Annotated in this window: 24 protein-coding genes; 9 read left to right on the top strand and 15 right to left on the bottom strand. The window is 66.1% G+C overall.

What is annotated here, in order from left to right:
• Nucleotides 1-5: 5 nt before the first annotated feature.
• The 10 genes from D2T30_RS01880 to dnaK form a co-directional block, all read right to left on the bottom strand.
• A complete protein-coding gene (locus tag D2T30_RS01880) occupies nucleotides 6-248 on the bottom strand; it encodes a GTA head formation protein, RCAP_rcc01685 family (RefSeq protein ID WP_380727860.1) in 243 nt (80 codons plus the stop codon).
• The gene (locus tag D2T30_RS01875) at nucleotides 241-1,416 is read right to left on the bottom strand and encodes a phage portal protein (protein WP_128207412.1); all 1,176 of its coding nucleotides are present in this window, start codon (nucleotides 1,414-1,416) and stop codon (nucleotides 241-243) included. The genes D2T30_RS01880 and D2T30_RS01875 overlap by 8 nt, the downstream gene beginning before the upstream one ends.
• Before the next feature lie 72 nt (nucleotides 1,417-1,488).
• Nucleotides 1,489-2,835 (bottom strand): DNA-packaging protein, encoded by a 1,347-nt coding sequence (locus D2T30_RS01870; protein ID WP_128207585.1) that lies wholly within the window; start codon nucleotides 2,833-2,835, stop codon nucleotides 1,489-1,491.
• A complete protein-coding gene (locus D2T30_RS01865; RefSeq protein WP_128181162.1) occupies nucleotides 2,786-3,109 on the bottom strand; it encodes a hypothetical protein in 324 nt (107 codons plus the stop codon). Before D2T30_RS01865 ends, D2T30_RS01870 begins: the two co-directional genes overlap by 50 nt.
• A 207-nt stretch (nucleotides 3,110-3,316) precedes the next feature.
• Nucleotides 3,317-4,486: an endolytic transglycosylase MltG gene (gene mltG, locus D2T30_RS01860; protein WP_128207411.1), complete on the bottom strand. Its 1,170-nt coding sequence runs from the start codon at nucleotides 4,484-4,486 to the stop codon at nucleotides 3,317-3,319.
• Nucleotides 4,486-5,745 (bottom strand): beta-ketoacyl-ACP synthase II, encoded by a 1,260-nt coding sequence (gene fabF / locus D2T30_RS01855; RefSeq protein ID WP_128207410.1) that lies wholly within the window; start codon nucleotides 5,743-5,745, stop codon nucleotides 4,486-4,488. Before fabF ends, mltG begins: the two co-directional genes overlap by 1 nt.
• Nucleotides 5,746-5,904: 159 nt before the next feature.
• Nucleotides 5,905-6,456 (bottom strand): CHAP domain-containing protein, encoded by a 552-nt coding sequence (locus tag D2T30_RS01850; protein ID WP_128207409.1) that lies wholly within the window; start codon nucleotides 6,454-6,456, stop codon nucleotides 5,905-5,907.
• A gap of 245 nt (nucleotides 6,457-6,701) precedes the next feature.
• Nucleotides 6,702-7,865 (bottom strand): alpha-hydroxy acid oxidase, encoded by a 1,164-nt coding sequence (locus tag D2T30_RS01845; RefSeq protein ID WP_128207408.1) that lies wholly within the window; start codon nucleotides 7,863-7,865, stop codon nucleotides 6,702-6,704.
• Between the two features lie 234 nt (nucleotides 7,866-8,099).
• Complete coding sequence (dnaJ, locus tag D2T30_RS01840; protein WP_128207407.1) at nucleotides 8,100-9,242, bottom strand: molecular chaperone DnaJ; 1,143 nt, start codon at nucleotides 9,240-9,242, stop codon at nucleotides 8,100-8,102.
• Between the two features lie 65 nt (nucleotides 9,243-9,307).
• A complete protein-coding gene (gene dnaK / locus D2T30_RS01835; RefSeq protein WP_128181174.1) occupies nucleotides 9,308-11,218 on the bottom strand; it encodes a molecular chaperone DnaK in 1,911 nt (636 codons plus the stop codon).
• 176 nt (nucleotides 11,219-11,394) lie between these two features.
• Between dnaK and D2T30_RS01830 the strand changes: the two genes are divergently transcribed.
• Nucleotides 11,395-12,018 (top strand): alpha-ketoglutarate-dependent dioxygenase AlkB family protein, encoded by a 624-nt coding sequence (locus D2T30_RS01830; RefSeq protein WP_128207406.1) that lies wholly within the window; start codon nucleotides 11,395-11,397, stop codon nucleotides 12,016-12,018.
• Between the two features lie 248 nt (nucleotides 12,019-12,266).
• Here D2T30_RS01830 and D2T30_RS01825 read toward each other — a convergent pair whose 3' ends face one another.
• Together D2T30_RS01825 and mutY are read right to left on the bottom strand one after the other, a co-directional pair.
• Nucleotides 12,267-13,409 (bottom strand): alkane 1-monooxygenase, encoded by a 1,143-nt coding sequence (locus D2T30_RS01825; protein ID WP_128207405.1) that lies wholly within the window; start codon nucleotides 13,407-13,409, stop codon nucleotides 12,267-12,269.
• A 24-nt stretch (nucleotides 13,410-13,433) separates the two neighbouring features.
• Nucleotides 13,434-14,492 (bottom strand): A/G-specific adenine glycosylase, encoded by a 1,059-nt coding sequence (mutY, locus tag D2T30_RS01820; RefSeq protein WP_380727870.1) that lies wholly within the window; start codon nucleotides 14,490-14,492, stop codon nucleotides 13,434-13,436.
• 81 nt (nucleotides 14,493-14,573) lie between these two features.
• Here mutY and D2T30_RS01815 point away from each other — a divergent pair, with 81 nt between their 5' ends.
• Nucleotides 14,574-15,119, top strand: a complete 546-nt coding sequence (locus tag D2T30_RS01815) for a DUF721 domain-containing protein (RefSeq protein ID WP_128207404.1) — start codon at nucleotides 14,574-14,576, stop codon at nucleotides 15,117-15,119.
• Between the two features lie 2 nt (nucleotides 15,120-15,121).
• Entirely contained in the window at nucleotides 15,122-15,781 is a 660-nt protein-coding gene (locus D2T30_RS01810) for a DsbA family protein (protein ID WP_128207403.1), read from the top strand.
• A gap of 306 nt (nucleotides 15,782-16,087) precedes the next feature.
• On the opposite strand, the gene D2T30_RS01805 is transcribed toward D2T30_RS01810, so the two are convergent.
• The 3 genes from D2T30_RS01805 to D2T30_RS01795 form a co-directional block, all read right to left on the bottom strand.
• On the bottom strand, nucleotides 16,088-16,657 hold the full coding sequence (locus tag D2T30_RS01805) for a flavin reductase family protein (protein ID WP_128181184.1): 570 nt from the start codon (nucleotides 16,655-16,657) through the stop codon (nucleotides 16,088-16,090).
• Between the two features lie 61 nt (nucleotides 16,658-16,718).
• Nucleotides 16,719-17,582, bottom strand: a complete 864-nt coding sequence (locus D2T30_RS01800) for a LysR family transcriptional regulator (protein WP_164881666.1) — start codon at nucleotides 17,580-17,582, stop codon at nucleotides 16,719-16,721.
• A 204-nt stretch (nucleotides 17,583-17,786) separates the two neighbouring features.
• Nucleotides 17,787-18,377: an HD domain-containing protein gene (locus D2T30_RS01795; protein WP_128181188.1), complete on the bottom strand. Its 591-nt coding sequence runs from the start codon at nucleotides 18,375-18,377 to the stop codon at nucleotides 17,787-17,789.
• A 141-nt stretch (nucleotides 18,378-18,518) separates the two neighbouring features.
• On the opposite strand from D2T30_RS01795, the gene D2T30_RS01790 reads away from it, so the two are divergent.
• From D2T30_RS01790 to D2T30_RS01765, 6 genes are all read left to right on the top strand, one after another.
• Nucleotides 18,519-18,995 carry a hypothetical protein gene (locus tag D2T30_RS01790; protein ID WP_128181190.1) on the top strand — a complete coding sequence of 159 codons (477 nt, stop codon included), beginning with the start codon at nucleotides 18,519-18,521 and terminating at the stop codon, nucleotides 18,993-18,995.
• Nucleotides 18,996-19,064: 69 nt separating this feature from the next.
• A complete protein-coding gene (gene ahcY / locus D2T30_RS01785) occupies nucleotides 19,065-20,456 on the top strand; it encodes an adenosylhomocysteinase (protein ID WP_128207402.1) in 1,392 nt (463 codons plus the stop codon).
• Between the two features lie 137 nt (nucleotides 20,457-20,593).
• Nucleotides 20,594-20,935: a DUF2853 family protein gene (locus D2T30_RS01780; protein ID WP_128207401.1), complete on the top strand. Its 342-nt coding sequence runs from the start codon at nucleotides 20,594-20,596 to the stop codon at nucleotides 20,933-20,935.
• 171 nt (nucleotides 20,936-21,106) lie between these two features.
• Nucleotides 21,107-22,633 (top strand): DUF2125 domain-containing protein, encoded by a 1,527-nt coding sequence (locus D2T30_RS01775; RefSeq protein WP_128207400.1) that lies wholly within the window; start codon nucleotides 21,107-21,109, stop codon nucleotides 22,631-22,633.
• Nucleotides 22,634-22,687: 54 nt separating this feature from the next.
• Entirely contained in the window at nucleotides 22,688-24,037 is a 1,350-nt protein-coding gene (locus D2T30_RS01770) for a TldD/PmbA family protein (protein ID WP_128207399.1), read from the top strand.
• On the top strand, nucleotides 24,024-24,824 hold the full coding sequence (locus D2T30_RS01765; RefSeq protein WP_241560531.1) for a 3'(2'),5'-bisphosphate nucleotidase CysQ: 801 nt from the start codon (nucleotides 24,024-24,026) through the stop codon (nucleotides 24,822-24,824). The genes D2T30_RS01770 and D2T30_RS01765 overlap by 14 nt, the downstream gene beginning before the upstream one ends.
• Nucleotides 24,825-24,882: the final 58 nt, after the last annotated feature.

The raw sequence follows: 24,882 nt of genomic DNA, 5'->3' as shown, positions 1-24,882 counted from the left end.
TTTCCCTAATTCGGCGCGTATTGCAAAATGCCCTGTATCGCCTGCGTCAGGATCACCGCCACGACGCCGTAGACGGTCATCCACAACCGCTTCTCCAGCCCCTCGATCAGCGCCTCGATCTTTTCGAGCCGCTTCTCCAGATGGCCGAACTGCAATTCCATGATCCGCTCGGTCACCTCGAACCGGCGTTCATGCGCCTCGAAAGGCTCCTTGAGGAACCGCGACCCGCCCCCGGTCATCTCACTCATCACTCACCGGCGGCAGGCCAAGCAGCCGCCGCTTTTCCCCCTCGGTCAGGAAATCCGCCGCGCTGATCCGCTGCCAAAGCTGCTCGCGCTCCGAGGCCAGCGCCGGGATCAGGTCCAGATCCGGCCGCAAGGTCATCTCGCTGCCGCAGAACCCCGAAAGCCACCAGGCGATCGCCGCGCTGACCCGCGTCGCCAGCGGCAGCACCGTCAGCCGGTAAAACGCCCGGTGCGCCTCGGCGTAATTCGCATAGGTCGCATCCCCCGGAATCCCCAAAAGCATCGGCGGCACCCCGAAGGCCACCGCGATCTCCCGCGCCGCCGCCGCCTTGGTCTCGTGGAACTCCATGTCCGAGGGGCTGAACCCCATCGGCTTCCAGTCGAGCCCGCCTTCCAGCAACATCGGCCGCCCGGCGTTCCGCGCGCCCTGATGGTGCGTCTCCATCTCGAACACCAGCCGGTCGTATTGCTCCGGCGACAGCGTGCCCTGCCCGTCCGCCCCCTTGTAGATGATCGCCCCCGAGGGCCGCGCCGCATTGTCCAGAAGCGCCTTGGACCAGCCGCTCGCCGCGTTGTGCACGTCCAGCGCCACCGCCGCCGCCTGCATCGGGCTCAGCCCGTAATGGTCGTCCTGCGGGTGAAAGCTCTTGATGTGGCAGATCGGATCGGGATGGCCCGACATGTCGAACCGATGCTTGCGCCCGGCGACCTCATAGTCATAGGCAACCGGCCAGCCATCCGCCCCCGGCACCACCGACATACGGTCCGAACGCAGCACATGCAGCTCCCGCGGTACGCCCGGCTCCGGCGACACCGCCTCCAGATAGCCGTTCCCCGACAGCAGGATCTGCCCATACAGCGCCTCGAACAGCTCCGCCTGCCCCTGACCCATGTTGGGCCGCCGGATCAGCGACAGCATCGGATGGCTGTCGTAACGCTGCTCGCAATCCTGACAGATCAGCGGCACCGCCGCCGCCGCCTCGGCGATCAGCTTGACACATCGAAAGCCCACCGGATTGCCAGTGAACCCCAGCCGCGTCAGCGACCCGGTATCGCGCGCGCCCCAGACCGTGCGCCCCGTCCCCGTCGCCATCGCCACGATCCGCCCGGTGACCGAGGCCTTGCGCTCCGGCGCCGCCTTCCCGGATTTTCGAAATAGATTGAAGGCCATTCGTCCCGCCCCGTTCTGCCCGCACATGAAAAAGGCCGGGGAAACCCCGGCCTTCCGTCCCGTCTGGAATGTTCAAAGCACCCGCACCTGCGGCCTTCGCCAATGCGCCGCGGGCTCGATGATCAGTTCCGTCACTGCCCAGACCAGCGCATCCACCCGGTCGGGCGAGCCGCGCCCCTCGAAGCCGCGCGTGGTCATCCGGCACATCTGATCCTCCAGCGTGCCCAGCCGACCGCCCCGCAGATGCTTCACCCTGCCCTGCTCATACAAAGCAGCCACCGGCTCCGCCCGTGCCGCCTTGCCGCGCGCGGCCCGCAAAGCCCGGAACGGCACCAGCGGATCGACCTGCCGCAACACGCTCTCGATCAGGTCGCCGCCCTGATTGACCTCGGCCACCAGCTTTTCCGCCCCCCATGCCTCCATCGCCGCGATCGCCGCCCGCGCCCAATCCGTCGGACGGCCGCGCGCCGTGCAGTCGTCCAGCACCCAGACCCGCCAGTCCTGCACCGGCCCGCGCGTCACCGCCCCCGCAACGATGATCCCGCATTCGTCCGACCCGGAATTCCCGGTAACCGAGGGATCCAGCGCCACGACGATCCGGTCCAGCTCGGGCGCCGTCTCGACCCGCGCGGCCTCAAGCCCCGCCGTCGTCCACAGCGCCCCTTCCACATCGTCAAGCAACACCCCCTCCAGCTCCTGCCGCCCCAGCCGCGTGCCGCCATACCGCGCCGTCACCTCCTCAAGGAACGAGGCCGCCAGATAGGCCCGGTTCGCCTCGGTCGGCGCATGCGTCACCACGGTCGAGGGGTTGTTCAGGATCGCCTTCAGCACACCGACATTGCGCGGCGTCGTGGTGATCACCTGCTGCGGATGCTCCCCCAGCCGCAGCGCGAACTGCAGCATGTCCCAGGTCTCCCCGGCCTTCTTCCACTTGGCCAGCTCATCGACCCAGGCGGCATCGAACTGCGGCCCCCGCAGGGCCTCCGGCTCATGCGCCGAAAAGGCCGTCGCCACCGCCCCGTTCGGCCAGACCAGCCTGCGCCGCCCCGCCTCCCATTCCGGGCGCCGGTCGGGCGGCGAACAGGCCAGAATCCCGCTGTCACCGAAAATCATCACATCGCGCACCTGATCGAAGGTCTCGCCCACCAGCGCCACCCGCCGCGCCCGGCCCGGATCGACCGGCCCCGCGCCCTCGACCTGCGCGCGCACCCATTCTGCCCCGGCGCGGGTCTTGCCCGCGCCGCGCCCGCCCATGATCACCCAGCTTTTCCACGCTCCCTCGGGCGGCAGCTGATGTGGCAGCGCCCAGAACTCGAACACCCACGGCAACGCCAGCAAGGCATTCTCGTCCAGACCCTCCAGAAACGCATCAACCGTCTCCTGCGTCGCGCAGGCGAGCCAGGCGGCGCCCGATTTCAGCCCGCGCGGCGTCGAAATCGAGCTCACGCCCCCCGACCGCCCCGGCAACCTGTTTGCGGAGTTTTTCAACACGCGTCCTTTCTTCCATCAATAGCTGAAAGGCCGATCGCATGTCCTTGACCGCCTGCACGGCGACCTTGGCATCCTTCGCCTCGCCCCGGCGCGCCCCCTTCAGCGCCCGGGCAAGTTCTTCGGCCATTTCCCGATAAAGGGCTTCGGTCTCCTCCAGCAAATCCGCCGGAGAATTTTTCCCACCCGAGAAGTCCTCATCCATATATCCTGAACCCGCCTCTCATGCCTGTTCCGCACGAGCGAAATGAAAAAGCGCCGACGGTTTCACCGCGGCGCTTGCCCACTTCTCCTAGCATGTCACAAGGTCTACATTGGACCGTCCGCTAAGTCAATCGGAAAATCCTTTGCACTCAATGCCTTGCGCGCGATCCTTTAGGATATCGTCAACCTTCGCGGCACTCCCGGTGGCTCAGTTCTGCACGCCCTGCTGTTGCGGCTGGCCTCTTTCCAGTGCCCGCCACCTTGCCACGTTGGCATTATGCGCCTCCAGCGTCTCGGCAAAGGCATGGCCGCCCGATCCGTCCGCCACGAAATACAGATAAGGCGTCTTGTCCGGATGCATCGCCGCCAGAATCGAGGCCCGCCCCGGATTCGCGATGGGCGTCGGCGGCAACCCGGCGATGACATAGGTGTTGTAGGGCGTGCGCCGCTGCAATTCCGACTGCCGGATACCGCGCCCCAACACGCCCTTGCCGCCGGTCACGCCATAGATCACCGTCGGATCGGTCTGCAACCGCATGCCCTGTTCCAGCCGGTTGACGAAGACGCTCGCCACCCGGGTCCGCTCCTCCGGCACCCCGGTTTCCTTCTCGATCAGCGAGGCCATGACCAGCGCCTCTTCCGGCGTGTCATAGGGCAATCCCGGGTCCCGGCCTTCCCAGGCCGCCGCCAGAATCGCCGCCTGACGCCGCTGCATCTCGGCGATCAGCGCCGCCCGGTCGGAACCGCGCCGCAGATCGTAGCTGTCGGGCGCAAGGCTGCCCTCATCCGGAACCGCGCGGATCGTGCCTTCTAGGAAATCCGCCGCTTTCAGCGCCTCGGCCACGCGCCAACTCGTCGCCCCCTCGACCAGCGTCACCCGCAACCGCACATCCGCCTGCCCGGCCGCCGCAGCAAAGCCCTCCGGCGCCGTGTCGGCCGTCGGGTCGAACTTCGCCGCCTCGACATACAGCCCGGTCGCCGCGTCCAGCTCGCGCAGGATCATCTGCTGCCCGTTCACCCCGATCAGATAGTTCAGCTCCGTCCCGCAGGTCGACGGCCCGCCCGCAGTGATCTGCCCGATGATCCGCTGCATCGAGCTGCCCGGCTCGATCAGATAGGACCCGAACTTCAGCTGACTGGTCTTGTCCTCGTAACTCGCCCCGACCCGAAAGATATAGGCCGAGGAAATCGCCCCCTTCGCCCGCAAATCCTCGGACACGCGGGCGAAATTCGCCCCCTGCTCGACGCGCAGGCAAACCCCCTGCGTCAGCGGACCCGGCCCGTCATACTGCTTTTTCCCCCAGGCGATCAGCCCGCCCAGGGCCACCAGCACCACGATCAGCAGCGTCAGGAAGTTGGAGGCGATATGGCGCCACATCAGTCCCGAACCCTGCCGATCACAAGGCTCGCATTGGTGCCGCCAAAGCCGAAGCTGTTCGACAGCGCCACATCGATCTTGCGCTTCACCGCGGTCTTCGGGGCCAGATCGATCACCGGCTCCTCCTCGGGATTCTCAAGGTTCAACGTCGGCGGCGCCACCTGATCGCGGATCGCGAGAATGCAGAAGATCGCCTCCACCGCGCCCGCGGCCCCCAGCAGATGCCCCGTCGCCGATTTGGTCGAGGACATCGTGGCCTTCGCCGCCGCATCGCCGAGGAACCTCTCCACCGCGCGCATCTCGATCGTATCCGCCATGGTCGAGGTGCCATGCGCGTTCACGTAATCGATGTCCGACGGTTGCAGCCCGGCCCGGTCCACCGCCGCCTTCATCGCGCGGAAACCGCCGCTGCCATCCTCGGCCACCGCCGTGATGTGATAGGCATCGCCCGAAAGCCCGTAGCCCAGAACCTCGGCATAGATCTTGGCGCCGCGCGCCTTGGCGTGTTCATATTCCTCAAGGATCACCACGCCCGCGCCTTCGCCCATGACGAAACCGTCGCGGTCCCTGTCATAGGGCCGGCTCGCCTTCGTCGGATCCTCGGCATGGGTGGACAAGGCCTTGCAGGCGTTGAACCCGGCGATGCCGATCTCGCAGATCGGGCTTTCCGCGCCGCCCGCCACCATCACGTCGGCATCCCCCAGCATGATCAGCCGCGCCGCATCGCCGATCGCATGGGCGCCGGTCGCGCAGGCCGTCACCACCGAATGGTTCGGCCCCTTGAAGCCGAAGCGGATCGACACCTGCCCGGAAACAAGGTTGATCAGCGCCGAGGGGATGAAGAACGGGCTCACCCGCTTCACGCCGCGCTCCTTGATCAGCACCGCGGTATCGGCGATCGCCTGCAATCCGCCGATGCCCGATCCGATCATCACGCCGGTGCGTTCCCGATCCTCTTCGCCCGACGGTTCCCAGCCGGAATCCTTCACCGCCTGCACCGCGGCCGCCATCCCGTAGAGGATGAAATCATCGACCTTGCGCTGATCCTTGGGCTCCATCCAGTCGTCGGGATTGAACGTCCCGTCGCTGCCGTCGCCGCGCGGAATCTCGCAGGCATATTTCGTCAGAACGTTCGAGGCATCGAACCGCGTGATCGGACCCGCGCCGGATTGCCCGGCGATCAGCCGCGACCAGGTTTCCTCGACACCGCAGGCCAGGGGCGTGACCAGACCCAGACCTGTAACGACGACGCGACGCATGCTCTACCTCTTCAGCGTGATCTCCATCCGGCACCTGATACACGCAGGGCGCAATGGGTGCAACGCCCCCGGCTCCCGGCGCGCAGAACGCCGCCGTGCGCCGGGCATGCAAAAGGGCGTCCCTTCCGGAAACGCCCCGCAAACAGCCTGTCCGTCCGCTCAGCCGTTGTCGGCGACGCGATAGATGAACCCATAGGTCGGATAGACGCTTCCCAGCGTGTTCGGCAGCGACTCGACCCGCACCGCCGACCAGTCGTTCTTCGGCGACACATCGACCACCGCCATGTTCAGCGACACCTTGTTGCGCTGCCAGTTGGCGTGATCCACAAGGATCTTGCGTTCCGATATGACCTTCGAGACCACGGCCACATGCCCCATCGGCATCTTCTTGGTCGAACGGAAGTTCAGCACCGAACCGACGACGGGCTTCTTCCCCTTCGGATAGACGTTTTCCGCGCTGCGCCACCAGGTCGAGGCATTGCCCTGAATGTTGATCCCCGTCACCTCGCGGGCAAAGGGCACGCACCAGATCCGCCCCTTCGTGCTCTTCGTCACCGCGCTCGTCCGCGCGACATTCGCCTTGACCTCCGCCGGGTCGAGCGCGGCGATCATCACCGGCTGCGGCACGGCCTGCGCCCTTGCCGGAGAAAACGCAGACATCACGATCATGCCCCCGCAAAGCGCGGCCAGCAGGCGGTTTTTGAAGCCCATTCGTCCCAGGTCCGTTATGTTTTGCGATTGGCGCGACGAGGTAACAAATCGCGCACGCAAATGTTTTCCAGATTCGGTTCCCGGAAAAAAGCCCCGGGATTTTCGACAGGCGGGAAACAGCCAACGCCCATTCCCCGCCGGCGAAGATTTGCCGGCAAGTCCTGAAAAATCCCTGAACGGAACAGAAAAACAATCCCCGCCCGGATCCGGGCGGGGTCATGCGGTCCCCCGGCGCGCGCATCGCCTCAGATGTAATGGTCGAAGAAGCCCTTCGGAATCATCAGATTCCCACGCCGCAGATTGGCCACGTCGCGTTCACCGCACAGCGCCATCGAGGTGTCCAGTTCCCTGCGCAGGATCTCGAGGGCGGTTTCCACCCCCTGCTGCCCCATCGCGCCCAGCCCGTGGATATAGGCGCGGCCGATCATCGTCCCCGTCGCGCCAAGCGCCAGCGCCTTGAGGATGTCCTGCCCCTGCCGGATGCCGCTGTCCAGATAGACCTCGCACCGGCCGCCCACAGCCTCCAGAACCTGTGGCAGCATGCGGATCGAGGACAGCGCCCCATCCAGCTGCCGCCCGCCGTGGTTCGACACGATGATCGCATCGGCCCCGAAATCGGCAGCGATACGCGCATCCTCGGCATCCAGAATGCCCTTGAGGATGAACTTCCCGCCCCATTGATCGCGGATCCGCGCCACCTTGGCCCAGTCGAGCTGCGGATCGAACTGCTCGCTCGTCCAGGTCATCAGCGAGGCCGCATCCGACACCCCCTTGGCATGGCCGACGATATTGCCAAAGAAGCGCCGCCGGGTGCCCAGCATCTCCAGCCCCCATTGCACCTTCGTCGCCATGTTGACGATGTTCGGCAAGGTCAGCCGCGGCGGCGCCGACAGCCCGTTCTTCAGATCCTTGTGCCGCTGCCCGAGGATCTGCAGATCCAGCGTCAGCACCAGCGCCGAACATTGCGCGCGCTTCGCCCGCTCGACGATCGCATCGACGAACTCCGCGTCCTTCATCACGTAAAGCTGGAACCAGAACGGCTCGGGCGAGGCCGCATGCACATCCTCGATCGAACAGATCGACATGGTGGACAGCGTGTAGGGCACGCCGAATTTCGCCGCCGCCCGCGCCGCCTTGATCTCGCCGTCCGCGCGCTGCATCCCGGTCATGCCCACGGGCGACAGCGCCAGCGGCATCGCCACCTTGCGGCCAAGCATCGTGCCCTCGGTCGTGCGGCCCGACATGTCCACCGCCACCTTCTGCCGCAACCGGATCTGCGCGAAATCCGAGGTGTTCTCGCGGAAGGTCTGTTCGGTATACGACCCGCTTTCGCAATAATCGTAAAACATCTTCGGGGTCCGCTTGCGGTGCAGATCCTTCAGATCCTGAATGCAGGTGACGACGGGCATGGCGGTTTCCTTTCATGGCCAGGCCGAGGTATCGAACCTGCTCCTGCCTTCATTCTTCCATAAATATCCCAGGGGTGAATTTGCGCGAAGGCGCAAAGAGGGGGCAGCGCCCCCTGCTTCGGCTGCCCCGGGATTCTGCCCCAATTCCTAGCCCTACCATCTGCCAAAGGCAACGCGCACGAATGAAAACGGGCGCCCGAAAGCGCCCGTCCCCATCGTCCTTCCCACTGGCCGTCAGCCCGTCATGCTGTCCCAGAAGTTCTTCACTTTCTTGAAGAAACTGTCGCCTTCCGGGTTGTTCGACGCCTCGATCTTCTCGAACTCGCGCAGCAGTTCCTTTTGCCGCGCGGTCAGGTTGACCGGCGTTTCGACCGCCAGCTCGATCACCATGTCGCCCGAGCCGCCACCGCGCAGCGCCGGCATTCCCTTGCCGCGCAGGCGCATCTGCCGCCCGGACTGGCTGCCCGCCGGCACCTTGACGCGCGACCGGCCGCCATCGATCGTCGGCACCTCGACCTCGCCGCCAAGCGCGGCCGCCGCCATGCTCACCGGCACGCGGCAGAACAGATGCACGCCCTCACGCTGGAACAGCGCATGCTCGCGCACCTCGATGAAGATATAGAGATCGCCCGAAGGACCGCCGCGCAGCCCCGCCTCACCCTCACCCGCCAGACGGATGCGGGTGCCGGTCTCCACCCCCGCGGGGATGTTGACGGACAGGTTGCGTTCCTTCTCGATCCGGCCCGCACCGTGGCAGACCCGGCAGGGGTTCTTGACCACCTGCCCCGCGCCGCCGCAGGTCGGACAGGTGCGCTCGACGGTGAAAAAGCCGTTCTGTGCCCGCACCTTGCCCATGCCCGAACAGGTCGGGCAGGTCTGCGGCTCGGCCCCGCCTTCGGCGCCGGTGCCGTTGCAGGCGGTGCAGCTCGCCGATCCCGGAACCGAGATGGTCTTCTGCACGCCGCGGAACGCCTCTTCCAGCGTGATGCCCATATTGTAGCGCAAATCGGACCCGCGCGTCGCGCGCGACCGTCCGCCCGGGCTGCGCCCGCCCATGAAATCGCCGAACAGATCCTCGAACACATCCGAGAAGGCCGAGGAGAAATCGGCCCCGCCGCCAAAGCCGCCCCGCGCACCGCCGCCCATACCGCCTTCAAAGGCCGCATGTCCGTAACGGTCGTAGGCCGCCTTCCGGTCCGCGTCCTTCAGACAGTCATAGGCCTCGTTCACTTCCTTGAACCTGGCCTCCGCGTCGGGATCGTCCTTGTTCCGATCGGGGTGAAGTTCCTTCGCCTTGGTGCGATAGGCCTTCTTGATCTCTTCGGTGGTGGCCGTCCGGACAACGCCCAGAACCTCGTAGAAATCACGTTTTGCCATTCAGAAGTCCCCTCGGGGAACAGGGAGCGGGCCCCGCAGGGCCCGCTCCGCCGTTTCCAGTGCGCTTACTTGCGCTTGTTGTCGCCCATGTCCTCGAAATCGGCATCGACGATGTCATCGTCGTCGCGACGCGCGGTCTCGCCATCCTCGGCATGTTCGCCTTCGGCCTGGTTCGCCTTGTAGATCGCCTCGCCCAGCTTCATCGCCGCATCGGTCAGGTTGCTGATGGCACCCTTGATCTTGCCGGCGTCATCCGACTTGAGCGTTTCTTCCAGCGCGTTGCAGGCAAGCTCGATGGCCTCGACGGTCGAGGGGTCGACCTTGTCGCCATGCTCGGTCAGCGACTTCCTGGTCGAATCCAGCAGGCTTTCGCCCTGGTTCTTCGCCTCGACCAGTTCCTTGCGCTTCTTGTCCGCTTCGGCATTGGCCTCGGCGTCCTTGACCATCTTCTCGATCTCTTCATCCGACAGACCGCCGGACGCCTGGATCGTGATGTTCTGCGACTTGCCGGTGCCCTTGTCCTTGGCGCTGACGGACACGATGCCGTTCGCGTCGATGTCGAAGGTCACTTCGATCTGCGGCACGCCACGCGGAGCCGGCGGGATCTGTTCAAGGTTGAACTGGCCCAGCAGCTTGTTGTCCGCCGCCATTTCCCGTTCGCCCTGGAAGACGCGGATGGTCACGGCCGACTGGTTGTCCTCGGCGGTCGAGAAGATCTGCGACTTCTTCGTCGGGATCGTCGTGTTGCGGTCGATCAGCCGGGTGAACACGCCGCCCAGCGTCTCGATGCCCAGCGACAGCGGCGTCACGTCGAGCAGAACCACGTCCTTCACGTCGCCTTGCAGCACGCCGGCCTGAATGGCCGCGCCAAGCGCCACGACTTCGTCCGGGTTCACGCCCTTGTGGGGTTCCTTGCCGAAGAAGTCGGTCACCGCTTCGACGACCTTGGGCATACGGGTCATACCGCCGACCAGAACCACCTCGTCGATGTCGGCCTTGGAAACGCCCGCATCCTTCAGCGCGGCTTCACAGGGCTTCAGCGACTTCTTGATCAGATCGCCGACAAGGCTTTCCAGCTTCGCCCGGGTCAGCTTCATGACCAGGTGCAGCGGCGTGCCCGAGGACGCATCCATCGAGATGAACGGCTGGTTGATTTCCGTCTGCTGGCTCGAGGACAGTTCGATCTTCGCCTTTTCAGCGGCTTCCTTCAGCCGTTGCAGCGCCATCTTGTCCTTGGTCAGATCGACCCCGTGTTCCTTTTTGAACTCGTCGGCCAGATAGTTGACGATGCGCATGTCGAAGTCTTCACCGCCAAGGAACGTGTCCCCGTTGGTCGATTTCACTTCGAACAGACCGTCGTCGATTTCCAGAATGGTGATATCGAAGGTCCCGCCGCCGAGGTCATAGACCGCGATCGTCTTGGTTTCCTTCTTGTCGAGCCCGTAGGCCAGCGCGGCGGCCGTGGGTTCGTTGATGATGCGCAGGACTTCCAGACCCGCGATCTTGCCCGCGTCCTTGGTGGCCTGACGCTGCGCGTCGTTGAAATAGGCGGGCACCGTGATGACGGCCTGCGTCACCGACTCGCCCAGATAGCTTTCGGCGGTTTCCTTCATCTTTTGCAGGATGACGGCGGAAACCTGCGCGGGGGAATATTTCTCTCCGTGCACCTCGACCCACGCATCGCCATTGCCGCCATCGACGATGGCATAGGGAACGAGCTTCTTGTCCTTCTGGACTTCCGCATCGCTCACCTTGCGCCCGATCAGGCGCTTCACGGCGAAAATGGTGTTGGTCGGGTTGGTGACGGCCTGCCGCTTCGCGGGCTGACCGACAAGCCGTTCGCTGTCGGTGTAGGCGACGATCGACGGCGTCGTGCGCGCCCCTTCGGAATTCTCGATCACACGCGGCTGCGAACCATCCATGATGGCGACGCAGGAGTTCGTGGTCCCGAGGTCGATACCGATGACTTTGGCCATATGAATTACCTCTTCTTTCGGCGATTTGGCGGGGTCGGGTCCCATGAGGCCCCCGCCCCCTATCCCTGGGTTTCGATTGACGCCCGTCCGCGGACCCTGTCCGTTTCGGGCTTCCCGCCGTATATAAGAAGGCCAAAATCGCGCTGCAAGCACCCGCGCGGAGAGAGTTGGAACAAATGACGGAAATCCCCCCACGCCCCGCGCCGGTCGAGGTCCGGCATTTCCTGCATTATCCAGGCTGGCTTGAGGTTTCCGGGCAGCAGCGGATCGTCGCCGAGCTGCGCGCGCTGGTGGCAAAGGCGCCGCTCTTCTCGCCGATGACGCCCCATGGCAGGCCGATGTCGGTGCGGATGACCTCGGCCGGGCGCTTCGGCTGGCTCTCCGACCGCCGGGGCTATCGCTACAGCGAGACCCATCCGAACGGCCAGCCCTGGCCCGCGATTCCCGAAAGCATCCTGACCGTCTGGCGCGCCGTCGCGCCGGGCGCCCGCGAACCGGAATGCTGCCTGATCAACTTTTATGGCCCGGATGCCCGCATGAGCCTGCATCAGGACCGCGACGAAGCGGATTTCACCCAACCCGTGGTCTCGATCAGCCTCGGCGACGACGGGCTGTTCCGCATCGGCAACACCACCCGCGGCGGGCGCACGCAAAGCCTTTGGCTCCGCTCCGGCGACGTGATGGTGATGGGAAACGAGGCGCGGCTCCTCCACCACGGCATCGACCGCATCGCGCCGGGAACATCGACGCTGCTCGACAGACCGGGACGGATCAACCTGACCCTGCGCGTCGTCACCTGACGAAGGTTCCGCGAACGTCACTCCCGCAGGGGGGCGCTGCCCCCATCTCTTTCAGCATTCGACGGGACGTCCTTCCACTGGAAGGCCGTCTGGCCCGCCTCACTTCCCGGGATACTCATGGAAAAATGGTGGGAGACGGGTGGCTTTCAGAATGAACCGAGGGATGCAAAACATCTATCCCCTTCATTCTTCCAAAAATATCCCGGGGGTGAGCGGCGCAGCCGCGAGGGGGCTGGCCCCCTGCGCCGTCAGACGGATCCGCGCGGCATGGGGGTGAGACCCTTGTTGTAGGGCTTCCAGTCCTCGACCTGCGGGTAATATCTGCGCCGCCACGCCCGCACACGCGGATTCATCCGCCGCCGCCACAGGGGCGGGATCATCGCCATCGCGGTCATCGCCGGATAGCCGAAAGGCAGTTGCGGGGCCTCGTCCTCGGAATAGGTCTGCAAGAGGGGGAAGCGCCGGTCGGGCTTGTAGTGATGATCCGAATGGCGCTGCAGGTTGATCAGCAGCCAGTTCGAGGCCTTTTGCGTCGCGTTCCAGCTATGCCGGGGCAGGACATGTTCATAGCGCCCCTCTCCCCGGTATTCCCGCGTCAGCCCGTAATGTTCGACGTAATTCGTCAGCTCCAGCTGCCAGACCGCGACGAAAGCCTGAAACGCGAATAGCCCGAGCCCCGCCCATCCGCCGATCAGGAAGGCCAGCAACAGGCACCCGCCCTGCAACGCCGCATAGCGCCAGAACGGATTCGAGCGGTGCCAGACCGGCCGCCCCGCACGGGCAAGCTTCATCCGCTCCGCCTTCCATGCGGAACGCGGGCAATCGCGCAGGACGCGGACGAAATAGCGGTGGAAGCCTTCGTTATAGCGCGCCGTCACCGCGTCGCGCGGCGTGCCGACCCAGAGGTGATGCACCAAAAGATGCTCCGAGCGGAAATGCGAATAGAGCACCGTCCCCAGCAGCAGATCGGCCATCCACCGTTCCAGCCGGTTCTTCTGATGCATCAGCTCATGCGCGTAAACCAGCCCGATCGTTCCGGAAATCACTCCGACGCCAAAGAACAGCACAACGGTTTCCAGCGTGGACAGGTGGTCCGTATGCGTCACCCACCAGATCATCGCGTAGATCGTCACGACCTGCACCGGGAACCAGATCAGCGTGATCAGCCGATACCAGAACAGATCCGCCTCGGGCGTCTGGGTGTCGGGCTGATCCTCGTTCAGGCCCAGCACCCCGTCCAGAACCGTCACCATCACCCAGCCGTAGACCGGCAGCAGAACCACCGTCCAGCCGCCCGCCACCGCGCCCAGAACGGCGATCGGAATCATCCCCAGCGACATCCAGAAGGGCAGCGCCCGGGCGGGACGGCGGATCTCTTCGCGCGTGGACATGAAACCTCCCTCGGCGCCGGGGATCTAAACGCTCCGCTGCGGCACAAGAACAGCCTGCGCGGCATCCCAGACCTTGCGCATCACCGTCGGCAAGGCGGCGGGATGGAAATCGGCTCGGGGGGTGAAGCCGGCGCCGCCGACATTAGCGACGAAAACCCGCAATGTCAGGTGGAAATGCGTGAACGTGTGGCGCACGGCAGAGGGCGCCTCGCGCCAGTCCGCCGCGAATGGCGGCGCGGGCGCGGGCGCGGCCTCCCAAGCCGAGCCGGGAAACCCCGCCATCCCGCCCAGAAGCCCCTTTTCCGGTCGGCGTTCCAGCAGAACGCCGCCCTGCGCATCGACGGCGACATAGGCGAACCCCAGGCGCTGCGGCTTTTCGGCCTTCGGCGCCTTGCGCGGCAGATCGGCGGCGATCCCTTCGGCCCTTGCGTCGCAGAAATCCGACACCGGGCAGAGCGCGCAGACCGGATTGCGCGGCGTGCAGATCGTCGCACCCAGATCCATCATCGCCTGCGCATGATCGCCGGGCCGCAGCGCGGGCGTCAGCCGTCCGGCAAGCCGCACCAGTTCCGGCTTTGCCGCCGGCAGCGGCGTGCGCACCGCCCAGAGCCGCGCCACCACCCGCTCGACATTGCCGTCCACCACCACGGCGGGCTCGTCGCAGGCGATCGCCGCCACCGCCGCCGCCGTGTAGGGACCGATCCCCGGCAGGGCGCGCAGCCCCTCGGCCGTGTCGGGAAAGACCCCGCCATGATCCGCCACCACCGCGCGGGCGCATTTCAGCAGGTTCCGGGCGCGGGCGTAATAGCCAAGCCCCGCCCATTCAGCCATCACATCGGCATCCGGCGCCGCCGCCAGCGCCGCCACATCCGGCCAGCGCGCGGTGAACCGGCGGAAATAGTCCCGCACCGCCGCCACGGTCGTCTGCTGCAACATCACCTCGGACAGCCAGACGCGATAGGGATCGGGCCGTTCCCCCGCCGCCCGCCGCGCCGGACCGACCCGCCAGGGCATTTCCCGCGCATGGACGTCATACCAGTCCAGCAAGGCCTGAGCCGCCCTTGCCTCTTCCCCGTCACGCAATCTTTATGCTCCCTGTCATCTATCCGGTGGCATCGGCCCTGAAGTCGCCTAGAATAGCGGCAAACGAATGGAAGGACAGGGATGAGCGCGGAGTTTCCCTCTGCTCCCAATGCATCACGGCGCAACCGCGGCTTCGAGGCCGCCTCGCGCCTGCTGAAGGAACGGATCCGGACCGCGGGCGAAGCGCGCGGTTTCGCTGTCGCGCGCCTGCTGACCCACTGGCCCGAGGTGGTGGGCGAGGAACTGGCCCGCATCTCGCGCCCGGTCAAGGTCGGCTATGGGCGGAACGGCTTCGGCGCCACGCTGACCCTGCTGGTCGAAGGCGCCGCCGCCCCCATCGTCGACATGAGCCGCGAGAAGATCCGCGAAAAGGTCAACGCTTGCTACGGCTATAACGCCATCGCCCGCGTGGTGCTGACCCAGACCGCCGCCACCGGCTTCGCCGAGGGACAGGCGCAATTCACCCCGGCGCCAAAGGCGCGCCCCGCGCCCTCCCCCGCCGTTCAGGCCGAGGCGCGCGACACCGCCGCCGGATGCCGCGACGATTCGCTGCGTGCGGCGCTCGAACAACTGGCGCAGAATGTGCTGACACGGGCCGCCGCGCGGTCCCCACAGAAGAAAGGTTGACCATGAACCGACGCTCCCTCCTCCTCGGCACGGCCGGGGCCGCCGCGCTCGCCGTGGCCGGGAACTGGCTCGTCTCCCGCCGCACGGCGGGCCAGACTGGCTTCGTCACGCCCGCCGCCGCGCAAGATGCCGGCACGATCCTTCCCGACAATGTTCAGGGCAGCGAAAACGCGCCGGTGACGCTGATCGAATACGCCTCCTTCACCTGCCCGCATTGCGCGCATTTCCACGAGACCGTCTACCCCAGCCTGAAGCGCGACTATATCGACACCGGCAAGGTGCGTTTCATCCTCCGCGAGGTCTATTTCGACAAGTTCGGCCTCTGGGCCGGGATGGTCGCGCAATGCGGCGGCGCGCCGAAATACTACGGCATCTCGGACATGCTCTTCGACGGCCAGCGCGACTGGCTCGGCGACATGAAGGATGCGACCGTCGCGGCCAACCTGCGCAAGATCGGGCTGAAGGCGGGGCTGACGAACGAACAGCTCGACACCTGCCTGAACGATCAGAAACGGGCCGAGCAGATGGTCTACACCTTCCAGCAGAACGCCCAGAAGGATGCGATCGACGCGACGCCGACGCTCGTCATCAACGGCGAGAAGCATTCGAACATGGGCTATCCGGAACTGAAGGCCATCCTCGACGCCAAGCTCGCCGGCTGACCTCCCGGGGCCGGCCCGCCCGGCCCCTTCCATCCAGAGCCCCTTCTGCTTTTCATCTTTCCGAAAATATCCCGGGGGTGAGGCGCTTGCGCCGAGGGGGCTGGCCCCCTTCCACCTCTCCGCTTCAGAAATGCTTACCGAGAATGCGCTGCAAAGCCGATGTCGTGCGAACGGGCGGGAAGAAAGGGGGCCAGCCCCCTCGCGCGTTCCGCGCTCACCCCCGGGATACTTTCGGAAAGATGAAAGGCAGAAGGGTCGGAGAAAGACGATATCGACCCGGACGAGTCGGAGGCGCGCCCCGCGCGGCTAGCCCTGAACCGTCTCGATCCGGCCGAAGCGACCGCCGAAGAACAGCAGGGGCGCCGCCGCGCGGTCGATCGCGAAGCGCAGTACCTTGCCCACGATGATCGTGTGGTCACCGCCTTCGTAGCGGGCCTCGGTCTCGCATTCGAAGCGCGCGAGCACGCCGTCGATCAGCGGCACGCCCTGCGGCCCCGCATGCCAAGACAGCCCCTCGAAAGCCGCGCCGTCCTTGGTGAAGCGGCGCGCCAGATCCGCCTGATCCTCGTTCAGGACATGTATCGCGAAATGCCGCGCCGCCGAGAAATGCCGGTGGCGCAGCGAGCTGCGCGCCGCTGACCACAGGACCAGCGCCGGATCGAGCGAGACCGAAGCGAAGCTGTTCACCGTGATCCCCACCGGATGGTCGCCACCTTCCTCGCAGGCGGTGATCAGCGTCACCCCCGTCGCGAAGCGGCCAAGCGCATCGCGGAACTGCCGGGGATCGACCGCCGGGCCGGTCCGGGCGGCACGATCCTCGGCCCGCTCCAACGCCTGTTCGATCCTCGCACCATCGCCAGCCGCGCCATCGCTCATGTCATTCTCCTTCTGCATGCCGCAGGGACAATAGAGCACAGGATCCGGAACGCAAAGAGTCTCAGCCCTTCTGCACCTCGGCCTTCAGCCAGTCGATGAAGATCCGGGCCGCGGGCGACAGCGGTCCCGGCGGCCATATCAGATAGTAACCAAGGCTTTCATCGTTCAGTTCGTGAATCCGCACCAGCCAGCCCAGCTTGACGTCCTCGCCGATCAGCGCCTCGGTCTCCAGATGCAGGCCGATCCCTTCGCGCGCGGCGGACAGCGCCAGTTCCTCGTTCGGGAAATCGACGAATTTCAGCGCCGCCGGCTTCAGCCCGATGGATTCCAGCAGTTGCATCTGCTCCGGCCAGTCGCCTTCGCGGATCCAGGGCAGCACCGACATCTCGCGCAGCGACAGCTTGGTGCGCCCGCCCAGAAGCTCGGGCGCCGCCACCACCACCTGCGGTGCCGCCGTCAGATATTCGGACACCACCCCCGACCAGTTGCCGGCACCGAACCGGATCCCGAGGTTCGCCCCCACCTCGCGCGGGTCGGTGATCCGCTGTTCGGGCAGCAGCGACAGGGCGATTTCCGGATGTTTCTTCCAGAAACCCGACAGCCGCGGCATCAGCCATTCAGCGGCGAAGGCGGGCGGCAGCGTCACCGTCAGGGGCCGGTCGGCGTGCAGGCCGCGCAGCCCCTCGATCGCCGATTGCATCATCGAGAAGCCGTCGGACAGCGCCGAGGCCAGCCGTTCGCCTTCCGCCGTCAGATGCAGATGCCGTCCCTCGCGCCACAAAAGCGCCACGCCCAGTTCGGCCTCAAGCGCCCGGACCTGCTGCTGGACCGCCGCATGGGTGACGTTGAGCTTGCGCGCCGCCGCGCTGAAACCACCTTCGCGCGCGGTGCAGCAAAAGGCGCGCAACGCGGTCAGCGCTGGCATGTGCTTCCAGTCAATTTCACCCATAGTAAAGATTATCTAACATAAGAACCAAAATTCCTGACTCGTGAACCAGACAAAAAGAGCTTAAATACCGTGCAGATTGAAAAACAGGAGATCGAACAATGATCCGTATGCTTGCAGAGATCATGACCCTTGCCATGGGCGGCTATGCTCCCCGCGCCCCGCACAAGGGCGAATATACGTTCAACCGCTGATCCGGTCCAGCAACAACCGGTGCCGCGCAAGGTAATCCGCGCGCACCTCCGCCGGGGGACGCAGCCGAATCGCCAGCCCCTCGACCAGTTCCGGCTTCGCCCGGCCAAAGATCCGGTCCGCCTCCTTGGCGCTGAACCCCGCGATCTGTTCCGCCTCCAGCCGCGCCGACAGGATGTCGGCCCGCTTGATCGCCTTCTTGATCGTCGCGGGCAGCGCGGCCGGCAGGCCGAAGCGCAGATGCACCGCCGTCGCCAGCCGCCGGTCCAGATCGCCGTACCCCTCGCCGATCGCGGCCTTGACCGGGCTGATCATGTCCCCCAGCACATATTCGGGCGCGTCATGCAGCAGCGCCGCCAGCCGCCATTGCTGCGGCGCCGCGGGGTTCTGGCGGGTGAAGATTTCCTCGACCAGCAGGCAATGTTCCGCGACCGAATAGGCATAGTCGCCCGTCGTCTGCCCGTTCCAGCGCGCGACGAAGGCAAGGCCGTGGGCGATGTCCTCGATCTCGATGTCGAAAGGGGTCGGGTCCAGCAGGTCCAGCCTGCGCCCCGACAGCATCCTTTGCCAAGCCCGTTTCATCCTGTGCTCCTGTTCCGGCCCTTCTGCTACCCAAACCGGGCGCGGCTGTAAACGCATCCAAGGCGTTTGCGGAACCGGATTACGGCGACGGGCGTTTGGACCCTGTATGCGCAGCCTGCACGGAAAGGAGATCCCATGCCGATGAGTCAGATCCCCCTGACCGCCGCGGCGGCCGCCGTCGCGTTTCTGCCGCTTGGCGGCGCCCTGCCGCCCGCCGATCCGGTGCCGGATCCGGTCGCCTATGCGCCGTATTCCACCGATCCCGGCTGGGGCCGTCCGATGGATGACCACGGTGGGCCGCTCTATGGCGACCTGTCCGTCTTCGACGCGATCACCGAACATGGCGAGGCGCAGGCCGAGGATGTCCCCTATTGCGACCAGCCCGCCACGCTGAGCACCGTCCTGCGCGACGATTTCGGCGAAAGTCCGCGCCATCAGACGCAGATGCCGCAGGGCCGGTCGGTCTCGCTCTGGGCATCCGAGGAAATGGGCACCTGGACGGCGGTCTATACCCGCGCGGACGGGATTTCCTGCGTCATATCCTCGGGCATCGGCTGGCAGGGCGGCACCGATCCCATAGCCCTTCTGCGTGAAGAGGGCCTGCTGCCCCAAGCCTGACCCCCCACCGATTGCCGCCCCCGGAGCAAGGTGCTAAGGCTTGCCCGAAAGCGGAAAAAGGGGGCCGGAATGGCTGATTATATCGTCAAGGATATCGGATTGGCCGATTTCGGTCGCAAGGAACTGGACATCGCCGAAACCGAGATGCCCGGCCTGATGGCCTGCCGCGCGGAATTCGGCCCGAAGCAGCCGCTCAAGGGCGCGCGCATCGCCGGTTCGCTGCACATGACGATCCAGACCGCCGTGCTGATCGAAACGCTCAAGGCGCTTGGCGCCGATGTGCGGTGGGCGTCGTGCAACATCTTCTCGACGCAGGACCATGCCGCTGCCGCCATCGCCGCGACGGGCACGCCGGTCTTTGCCGTGAAGGGCGAGACGCTGGAGGAATACTGGTCCTATACCGACCGCATCTTCCAGTTCCCGGAAGGCACGGCGAACATGATCCTCGACGATGGCGGCGATGCGACGCTGTATGTGCTGCTCGGCGCGCGGGTCGAGGCGGGCGAGACGGATCTGATCGCCACCCCGCATTCGGACGAGGAAGTGGCGCTCTTCGCGCAGATCAAGAAGCGTCTGGCGGAAACCCCCGGCTGGTTCACCAGACAGCGCGACGCGATCAAGGGTGTCAGCGAGGAAACCACCACCGGCGTGCATCGCCTGTATGAGCTGCACAAGAAGGGGCTGCTGCCCTTCCCGGCGATCAACGTCAACGATTCCGTCACCAAGTCGAAATTCGACAACAAATACGGCTGCAAGGAATCGCTCGTCGACGGCATCCGCCGTGCGACCGACGTGATGATGGCGGGCAAGGTCGCGGTCGTCTGCGGCTATGGCGACGTGGGCAAGGGCTCGGCGGCATCCCTGCGCGGCGCGGGCGCGCGGGTGAAGGTGACCGAGGTCGATCCGATCTGCGCGCTGCAGGCCGCGATGGACGGCTACGAGGTCACCCTGCTGGAGGATGAGGTCGCCACCGCCGACATCTTCATCACCACCACCGGCAACAAGGACATCATCCGCATCGAGCATATGCGCGAGATGAAGGACATGGCCATCGTCGGCAACATCGGCCATTTCGACAATGAAATTCAGGTCGCCAACCTGAAGAACCTGAAATGGACGAACGTCAAGGAACAGGTGGACATGATCGAGATGCCCTCGGGCAACCGGATCATCCTGCTGTCCGAGGGGCGCCTGCTGAACCTCGGCAATGCGACGGGGCATCCGAGCTTCGTGATGTCGGCCTCGTTCACCAACCAGACGCTGGCGCAGATCGAGCTGTTCACCAAGAATGGCGAGTACAAGCCCGGCGTCTACATCCTGCCCAAGGTGCTGGACGAAAAGGTCGCCCGCCTGCATCTGAAGAAGATCGGCGTCAAGCTGACCGAACTGCGCCCCGATCAGGCCGCCTATATCGACGTGCCGGTCGAGGGGCCCTACAAGCCCGATCACTACCGCTACTGATCGCCTGCGGGGCGGCTGGCCGGGTTCCGCCTGCGGGACCCGCGCCCTGCCCCGATACCCCAAGATTTCGGTTGTAATCGGTGCCGGCTGGCCTAGGCTTCGCCCGAAACGCACGAAACGAACCGCAAGGAAAGATCATGGGCAAGAGAGACGAACTGATCGCGAAATATGCCGCGGACCTGACGAACAAATGCGGCATGACCCCCGACCTCGACCTGCTGACCAAGGTCACCATCGGCTGCGGCCCGGCCATCTACGATGCGGATGCGGAAACGGTGGCCTCGTCGAGCCCGGACGAGCTTGAAACGGTGCGCAGGAATTTCCTGATCAGGAAGCTCGGCCTGACCGACGGGCCGGAACTGACCGACGCGATCGAGGCGGCGATCGAGACCTACGGCCGGTCCGAGCGGAACAAGTATCGCGCGGTGTTCTACTACCTGCTGGTGAAGCATTTCGGCAAGGAATCGGTCTACGCCTGACCCTTGCGGCCGGGCCCCTGCCCTGTTTCGGTGGCCCGGCGGCCCTGCCTCCGGGCTTGTTCACGCATACACAACAAATCGAGAAGACAGAAACCGCGAAGGCCGGGGGCCTTGACCATTCCCCCCCGCCAAAGGATGATTCGCGCGCTGTTCGGAAAAGGAGATCGGTCCATGGCACAGCGGTTCACCCCGGCGGCGGCTGCGGCCATCGTGATGGCGCTTGCGGGCGGCGCGGCGCAGGCGGTCACCGCCGACGAAGTCTGGGACATCTGGCAAAGACAATATTCCGGCGCGGGGTATTCCGTCGCCGCCGCGGCGCGGGACCGGCAGGGCGACACGCTGGTGCTGCGCGACGTCGCGCTGTCGAGCCACACCGATTCCGCGCAGTTCGACATGACCGTTCCGGAAATCCGCCTGCGCGAGATCGGCGATGGCCGGGTCGAGGTGACCTTCTCCCCCGAGGCGCGCGGCCAGAGCACCGCCACCCCCGAGGATGGCACGCCTGTCACGATGGACATGGTCTGGCAGCAGCGCGACAGCATGGCGATCGTCTCGGGCACGCCCGACAACTTGGGCTATGACGTGACCTCGCCCGAGGTTTCGGTGGAAATGACCGAGACCCCGCCCGCACCGACCCCCGGCGCGGATGGCGCGCCGGCGCAGCTTTCGCCCGATGCGAGCCCGAGGCTCAGGACGAAGATCACCGCGCAAGACATTGTCGGCAATCACCTTCTGACCGGCGACGCGCAGCAGCAGCAGCAATCGCAGGTCACCGTGAAATCGGTGCAGATCGACGCCTCGGGCGCCGACGCGGATTCGGACAATGGCTTCACCCTGACCGGCGCGGTCGCCGATCTGGTCATGTCGGGGCGGAACCTTTTGCCGCGTGGCGCGATGTCCACGGACATGGATGCGGCCTTGTCCGCCGGGATGCAGATGGATGCCGACATGCGCTATGGCGCCAGCGATTTCACCGTCGAGACGACCTCCGACGAGGGGCCGATGACGATCCGGGCACGGGCGGCGGGCGGCAGCCTCGACATGGCGTTGTCGCCGCAGGCGATGCGCTACGCGGGCACCAACACCGATACAACGCTGGAAATGACCAGTAGCAAGTTGCCCGCGCCGCTGAGCGCGACGCTCGCCTCCACGAATTTCGACCTGTCGGGGCCGCTGGCGAAATCCGACACGCCGCAGCCCTTCACCGCCAAGCTGGGTCTGACGGATCTGCGGCTTTCGGATACCGCGTGGCAGATCCTCGATCAGGCGGGGCGGCTGCCGCATGACCCGGCCACGGTGACGCTGGACCTGACCGGCATGGCGCGGCCGCTGGTCGATCTGTTCGCGCAAGGCCCCGCCGCGCCGGCGCAGGGCCTGCCGGTCGAGGTCAGCCAGCTGGACATCAACACCCTGCACGCCAATGCGGCGGGGGCGGAACTGACCGGGACCGGGGCGCTCAGCTTCGACAATTCGCAGGGCCTGCCGGTGCCCGACGGCACCGTGGACCTGTCGCTGACCGGAGGTGTCAAGCTTCTGGAAAGCCTGTCGGAAATGGGCCTCGTGCAGCGCGATCAGATCATGCTGGCGCGGATGCTGCTTGGCCTTTACGCGGTGCCCTCGGGCGATGATGCCTACAGCTCGCAGATCGAATTCCGACCATCCGGTGAAATCCTCGCCAATGGCCAGCGGATCCGCTAAGACGATTCCAGCGGACCGCCCGGGTTTCGGGCGATCCCCCACCAAGGAAGACCCATGCCCGATACCCGCCTGTCCGATCTGACCCGATCGCTTCTGTCCGCCGCCACGCGCGCGGGGGCCGAGGCCGCCGATGCCATCGCCGTGGACGGCCGCGCCGTCTCGATCGACGTGCGGCAGGGCGCGCTTGAACAGGCCGAACGGTCGGAGGGGGTCGAGGTCGGCCTGCGCGTGCTGATCGGGCGGCGGCAGGCCTGCGTTTCGGCCTCGGACATCTCGCCGCGCACCATCGCCGAAATGGCCGAGCGCGCGGTGACAATGGCGCGGCTCGCGCCCGAGGATCCGTTCATCGGCCTTGCCGCCCCGGACCAACTGACGCGGGACCGGGATGCCGCCGCGCTGGAACTCGCCGATCCGTCCGAGGAACCGCAGGCCGCCGCGCTGGAGGAGGATGCCCTGCGCGCCGAAGCCGCGGCGCTGGCCGTGTCCGGCGTGGCGCAGGTGCAGGCGGCCTCGGCCTCATGGTCCGGGCGGCGGGTGCATATCGCGGCGACCAATGGTTTTGAGGGCGGCTATGCGCGGACCTCGCGCTCCACCTCGGTCGTCGCCATTTCCGGCGAGGGGCTGGGGATGGAACGGGACTGGGCCTCGGAATCGCGCGTCTTTCAGGCCGACCTCCCCGATGCCGAGGACATCGGCCGGCAGGCCGGCGAACGCGCCGTCGCCCGCGCCAATCCGCGCCGCCCGAAGACCGGCGCCTTTCCGGTGCTGTTCGACGAACGCATCGCCGGCAGCCTGATCGGCCATCTGCTGGGCGCGATCAACGGTCAGGCGGTGGCGCGCGGGGCATCCTGGCTGCGCGACGCGATGGGGGAACAGGTGCTGCCCAAAGGCATCTCGCTGATCGAGGATCCGCGTCGCCCGCGTGTCTCGGGTTCCCGCCCCTTCGACGCCGAGGGACTGCCCGCCATCCGCCGCGCCATCGTCGAGGATGGCGTGCTGCAAGGCTGGACGCTGGATCTGGCGACGGCGCGCAAGCTTGGCCTGCAAAGCACCGGGAACGCCACGCGCGGGACCTCTTCGCCGCCCGCGCCCGGTGTCGGCAACATCGCGCTGACGCAGGGGCTGCGCAGTCAGGCCGAGTTGCTGGCCGAGATGGGCACCGGGCTGGTGGTCACCTCCTTCATCGGCGCGACGATCAACCCGACGAACGGGGATTATTCGCGCGGCGCCTCGGGGTACTGGGTCGAGGGGGGCGTGCCGCTGTATCCCGTCAACGAATGCACCATCGCCGGCAACCTGCGCGAGATGCTGACCCGCATCACCCCCGCCAACGACGCCCGCCCGCATCTGAGCCATGTCGTCCCGTCGCTTCTGCTGGAAGGGCTCACCCTTGCCGGCGAATGACTATCTGGAAGAGCTGGCGCTGCTGTCCGAGGCGGCCGAGGCGGCGGGAGAGGTTGCGCTGCGCTACTGGAAACACGCGCCGAGTGCGTGGGAAAAGGCCGATGGCGCGGGGCCGGTGTCCGTCGCCGATCTGGCGGTCAACGACCTGCTCGAAAGCCGCCTGCGCGGCGCCCGCCCGGATTACGGCTGGCTGTCCGAGGAAAGCGTCGACGATCCCGCCCGCCTGTCGGCGAAGCGCATCTTCATCATCGACCCGATCGACGGCACCCGCGCCTTCCTGAACGACGAGGGCAGCTTTTCCCACGCGCTTGCCGTGGCCGAGAACGGCCATGTCATCGCCGCGGTGGTCTATCTGCCGGTGATGAACCTGAACTACACCGCCGTGGCGGACGGCCATTCGCTGCTGAACGGCCGCCCGATCCACCCGAGCCAGACCACCCAGATCGACGGCAGCACGGTGCTGACCTCGCGCCTGTCGGACGATCCGCGCCAGTGGGAGGGCGAGATCCCCGATTACCGGCGCAGCTTCCGCCCGTCGCTGGCCTACCGGCTGTGTCTGGTGGCCGAGGGGCGGTTCGACGCGACGATCTCGCTGCGCGGGGCGTGGGAATGGGACATCGCGGCGGCCAGCCTGATCGCCGAACGCGCCGGGGTGCTGGCGACCGACCGCAAGGGCAAGCCCTTGCATTTCAACACTCCTTCGGCGCAGATGAACGGGCTCGTCGTGGCACCGCCGGTGCTGCATGCGGAATATATCCGCCGCATCCGGCCCCTGCCCCTGCCCTGATCCCGGACGGCACTTACCGCTTGTAAAGATTCGATCCGTAACCTGCGCGGAACAGAAG

It is taken from the genome of Paenirhodobacter populi, assembly GCF_004022215.1.
Taxonomy (GTDB): domain Bacteria; phylum Pseudomonadota; class Alphaproteobacteria; order Rhodobacterales; family Rhodobacteraceae; genus Rhodobacter; species Rhodobacter populi.
Note: the sequence above shows the minus strand (reverse complement) of the source record. Positions and strands in the feature narration are given on the sequence as shown.

Coding starts and splice junctions, on each gene's coding strand:
- D2T30_RS01795 (WP_128181188.1), bottom strand. CDS start 18,377: ATGAAACGGGCTTGGCAAAGGATGCTGTCGGGGCGCAGGCTGGACCTG.
- dnaK (WP_128181174.1), bottom strand. CDS start 11,218: ATGGCCAAAGTCATCGGTATCGACCTCGGGACCACGAACTCCTGCGTC.
- D2T30_RS01850 (WP_128207409.1), bottom strand. CDS start 6,456: ATGGGCTTCAAAAACCGCCTGCTGGCCGCGCTTTGCGGGGGCATGATC.
- D2T30_RS01780 (WP_128207401.1), top strand. CDS start 20,594: ATGGGCAAGAGAGACGAACTGATCGCGAAATATGCCGCGGACCTGACG.
- fabF (WP_128207410.1), bottom strand. CDS start 5,745: ATGCGTCGCGTCGTCGTTACAGGTCTGGGTCTGGTCACGCCCCTGGCC.
- ahcY (WP_128207402.1), top strand. CDS start 19,065: ATGGCTGATTATATCGTCAAGGATATCGGATTGGCCGATTTCGGTCGC.
- D2T30_RS01805 (WP_128181184.1), bottom strand. CDS start 16,657: ATGAGCGATGGCGCGGCTGGCGATGGTGCGAGGATCGAACAGGCGTTG.
- D2T30_RS01800 (WP_164881666.1), bottom strand. CDS start 17,582: ATGCCAGCGCTGACCGCGTTGCGCGCCTTTTGCTGCACCGCGCGCGAA.
- D2T30_RS01830 (WP_128207406.1), top strand. CDS start 11,395: ATGACGGAAATCCCCCCACGCCCCGCGCCGGTCGAGGTCCGGCATTTC.
- dnaJ (WP_128207407.1), bottom strand. CDS start 9,242: ATGGCAAAACGTGATTTCTACGAGGTTCTGGGCGTTGTCCGGACGGCC.
- D2T30_RS01845 (WP_128207408.1), bottom strand. CDS start 7,865: ATGCCCGTCGTCACCTGCATTCAGGATCTGAAGGATCTGCACCGCAAG.
- D2T30_RS01770 (WP_128207399.1), top strand. CDS start 22,688: ATGCCCGATACCCGCCTGTCCGATCTGACCCGATCGCTTCTGTCCGCC.
- D2T30_RS01810 (WP_128207403.1), top strand. CDS start 15,122: ATGAACCGACGCTCCCTCCTCCTCGGCACGGCCGGGGCCGCCGCGCTC.
- D2T30_RS01775 (WP_128207400.1), top strand. CDS start 21,107: ATGGCACAGCGGTTCACCCCGGCGGCGGCTGCGGCCATCGTGATGGCG.
- D2T30_RS01825 (WP_128207405.1), bottom strand. CDS start 13,409: ATGTCCACGCGCGAAGAGATCCGCCGTCCCGCCCGGGCGCTGCCCTTC.
- D2T30_RS01880 (WP_380727860.1), bottom strand. CDS start 248: ATGAGTGAGATGACCGGGGGCGGGTCGCGGTTCCTCAAGGAGCCTTTC.
- mltG (WP_128207411.1), bottom strand. CDS start 4,486: ATGTGGCGCCATATCGCCTCCAACTTCCTGACGCTGCTGATCGTGGTG.
- D2T30_RS01875 (WP_128207412.1), bottom strand. CDS start 1,416: ATGGCCTTCAATCTATTTCGAAAATCCGGGAAGGCGGCGCCGGAGCGC.
- D2T30_RS01790 (WP_128181190.1), top strand. CDS start 18,519: ATGAGTCAGATCCCCCTGACCGCCGCGGCGGCCGCCGTCGCGTTTCTG.
- D2T30_RS01865 (WP_128181162.1), bottom strand. CDS start 3,109: ATGGATGAGGACTTCTCGGGTGGGAAAAATTCTCCGGCGGATTTGCTG.
- D2T30_RS01815 (WP_128207404.1), top strand. CDS start 14,574: ATGAGCGCGGAGTTTCCCTCTGCTCCCAATGCATCACGGCGCAACCGC.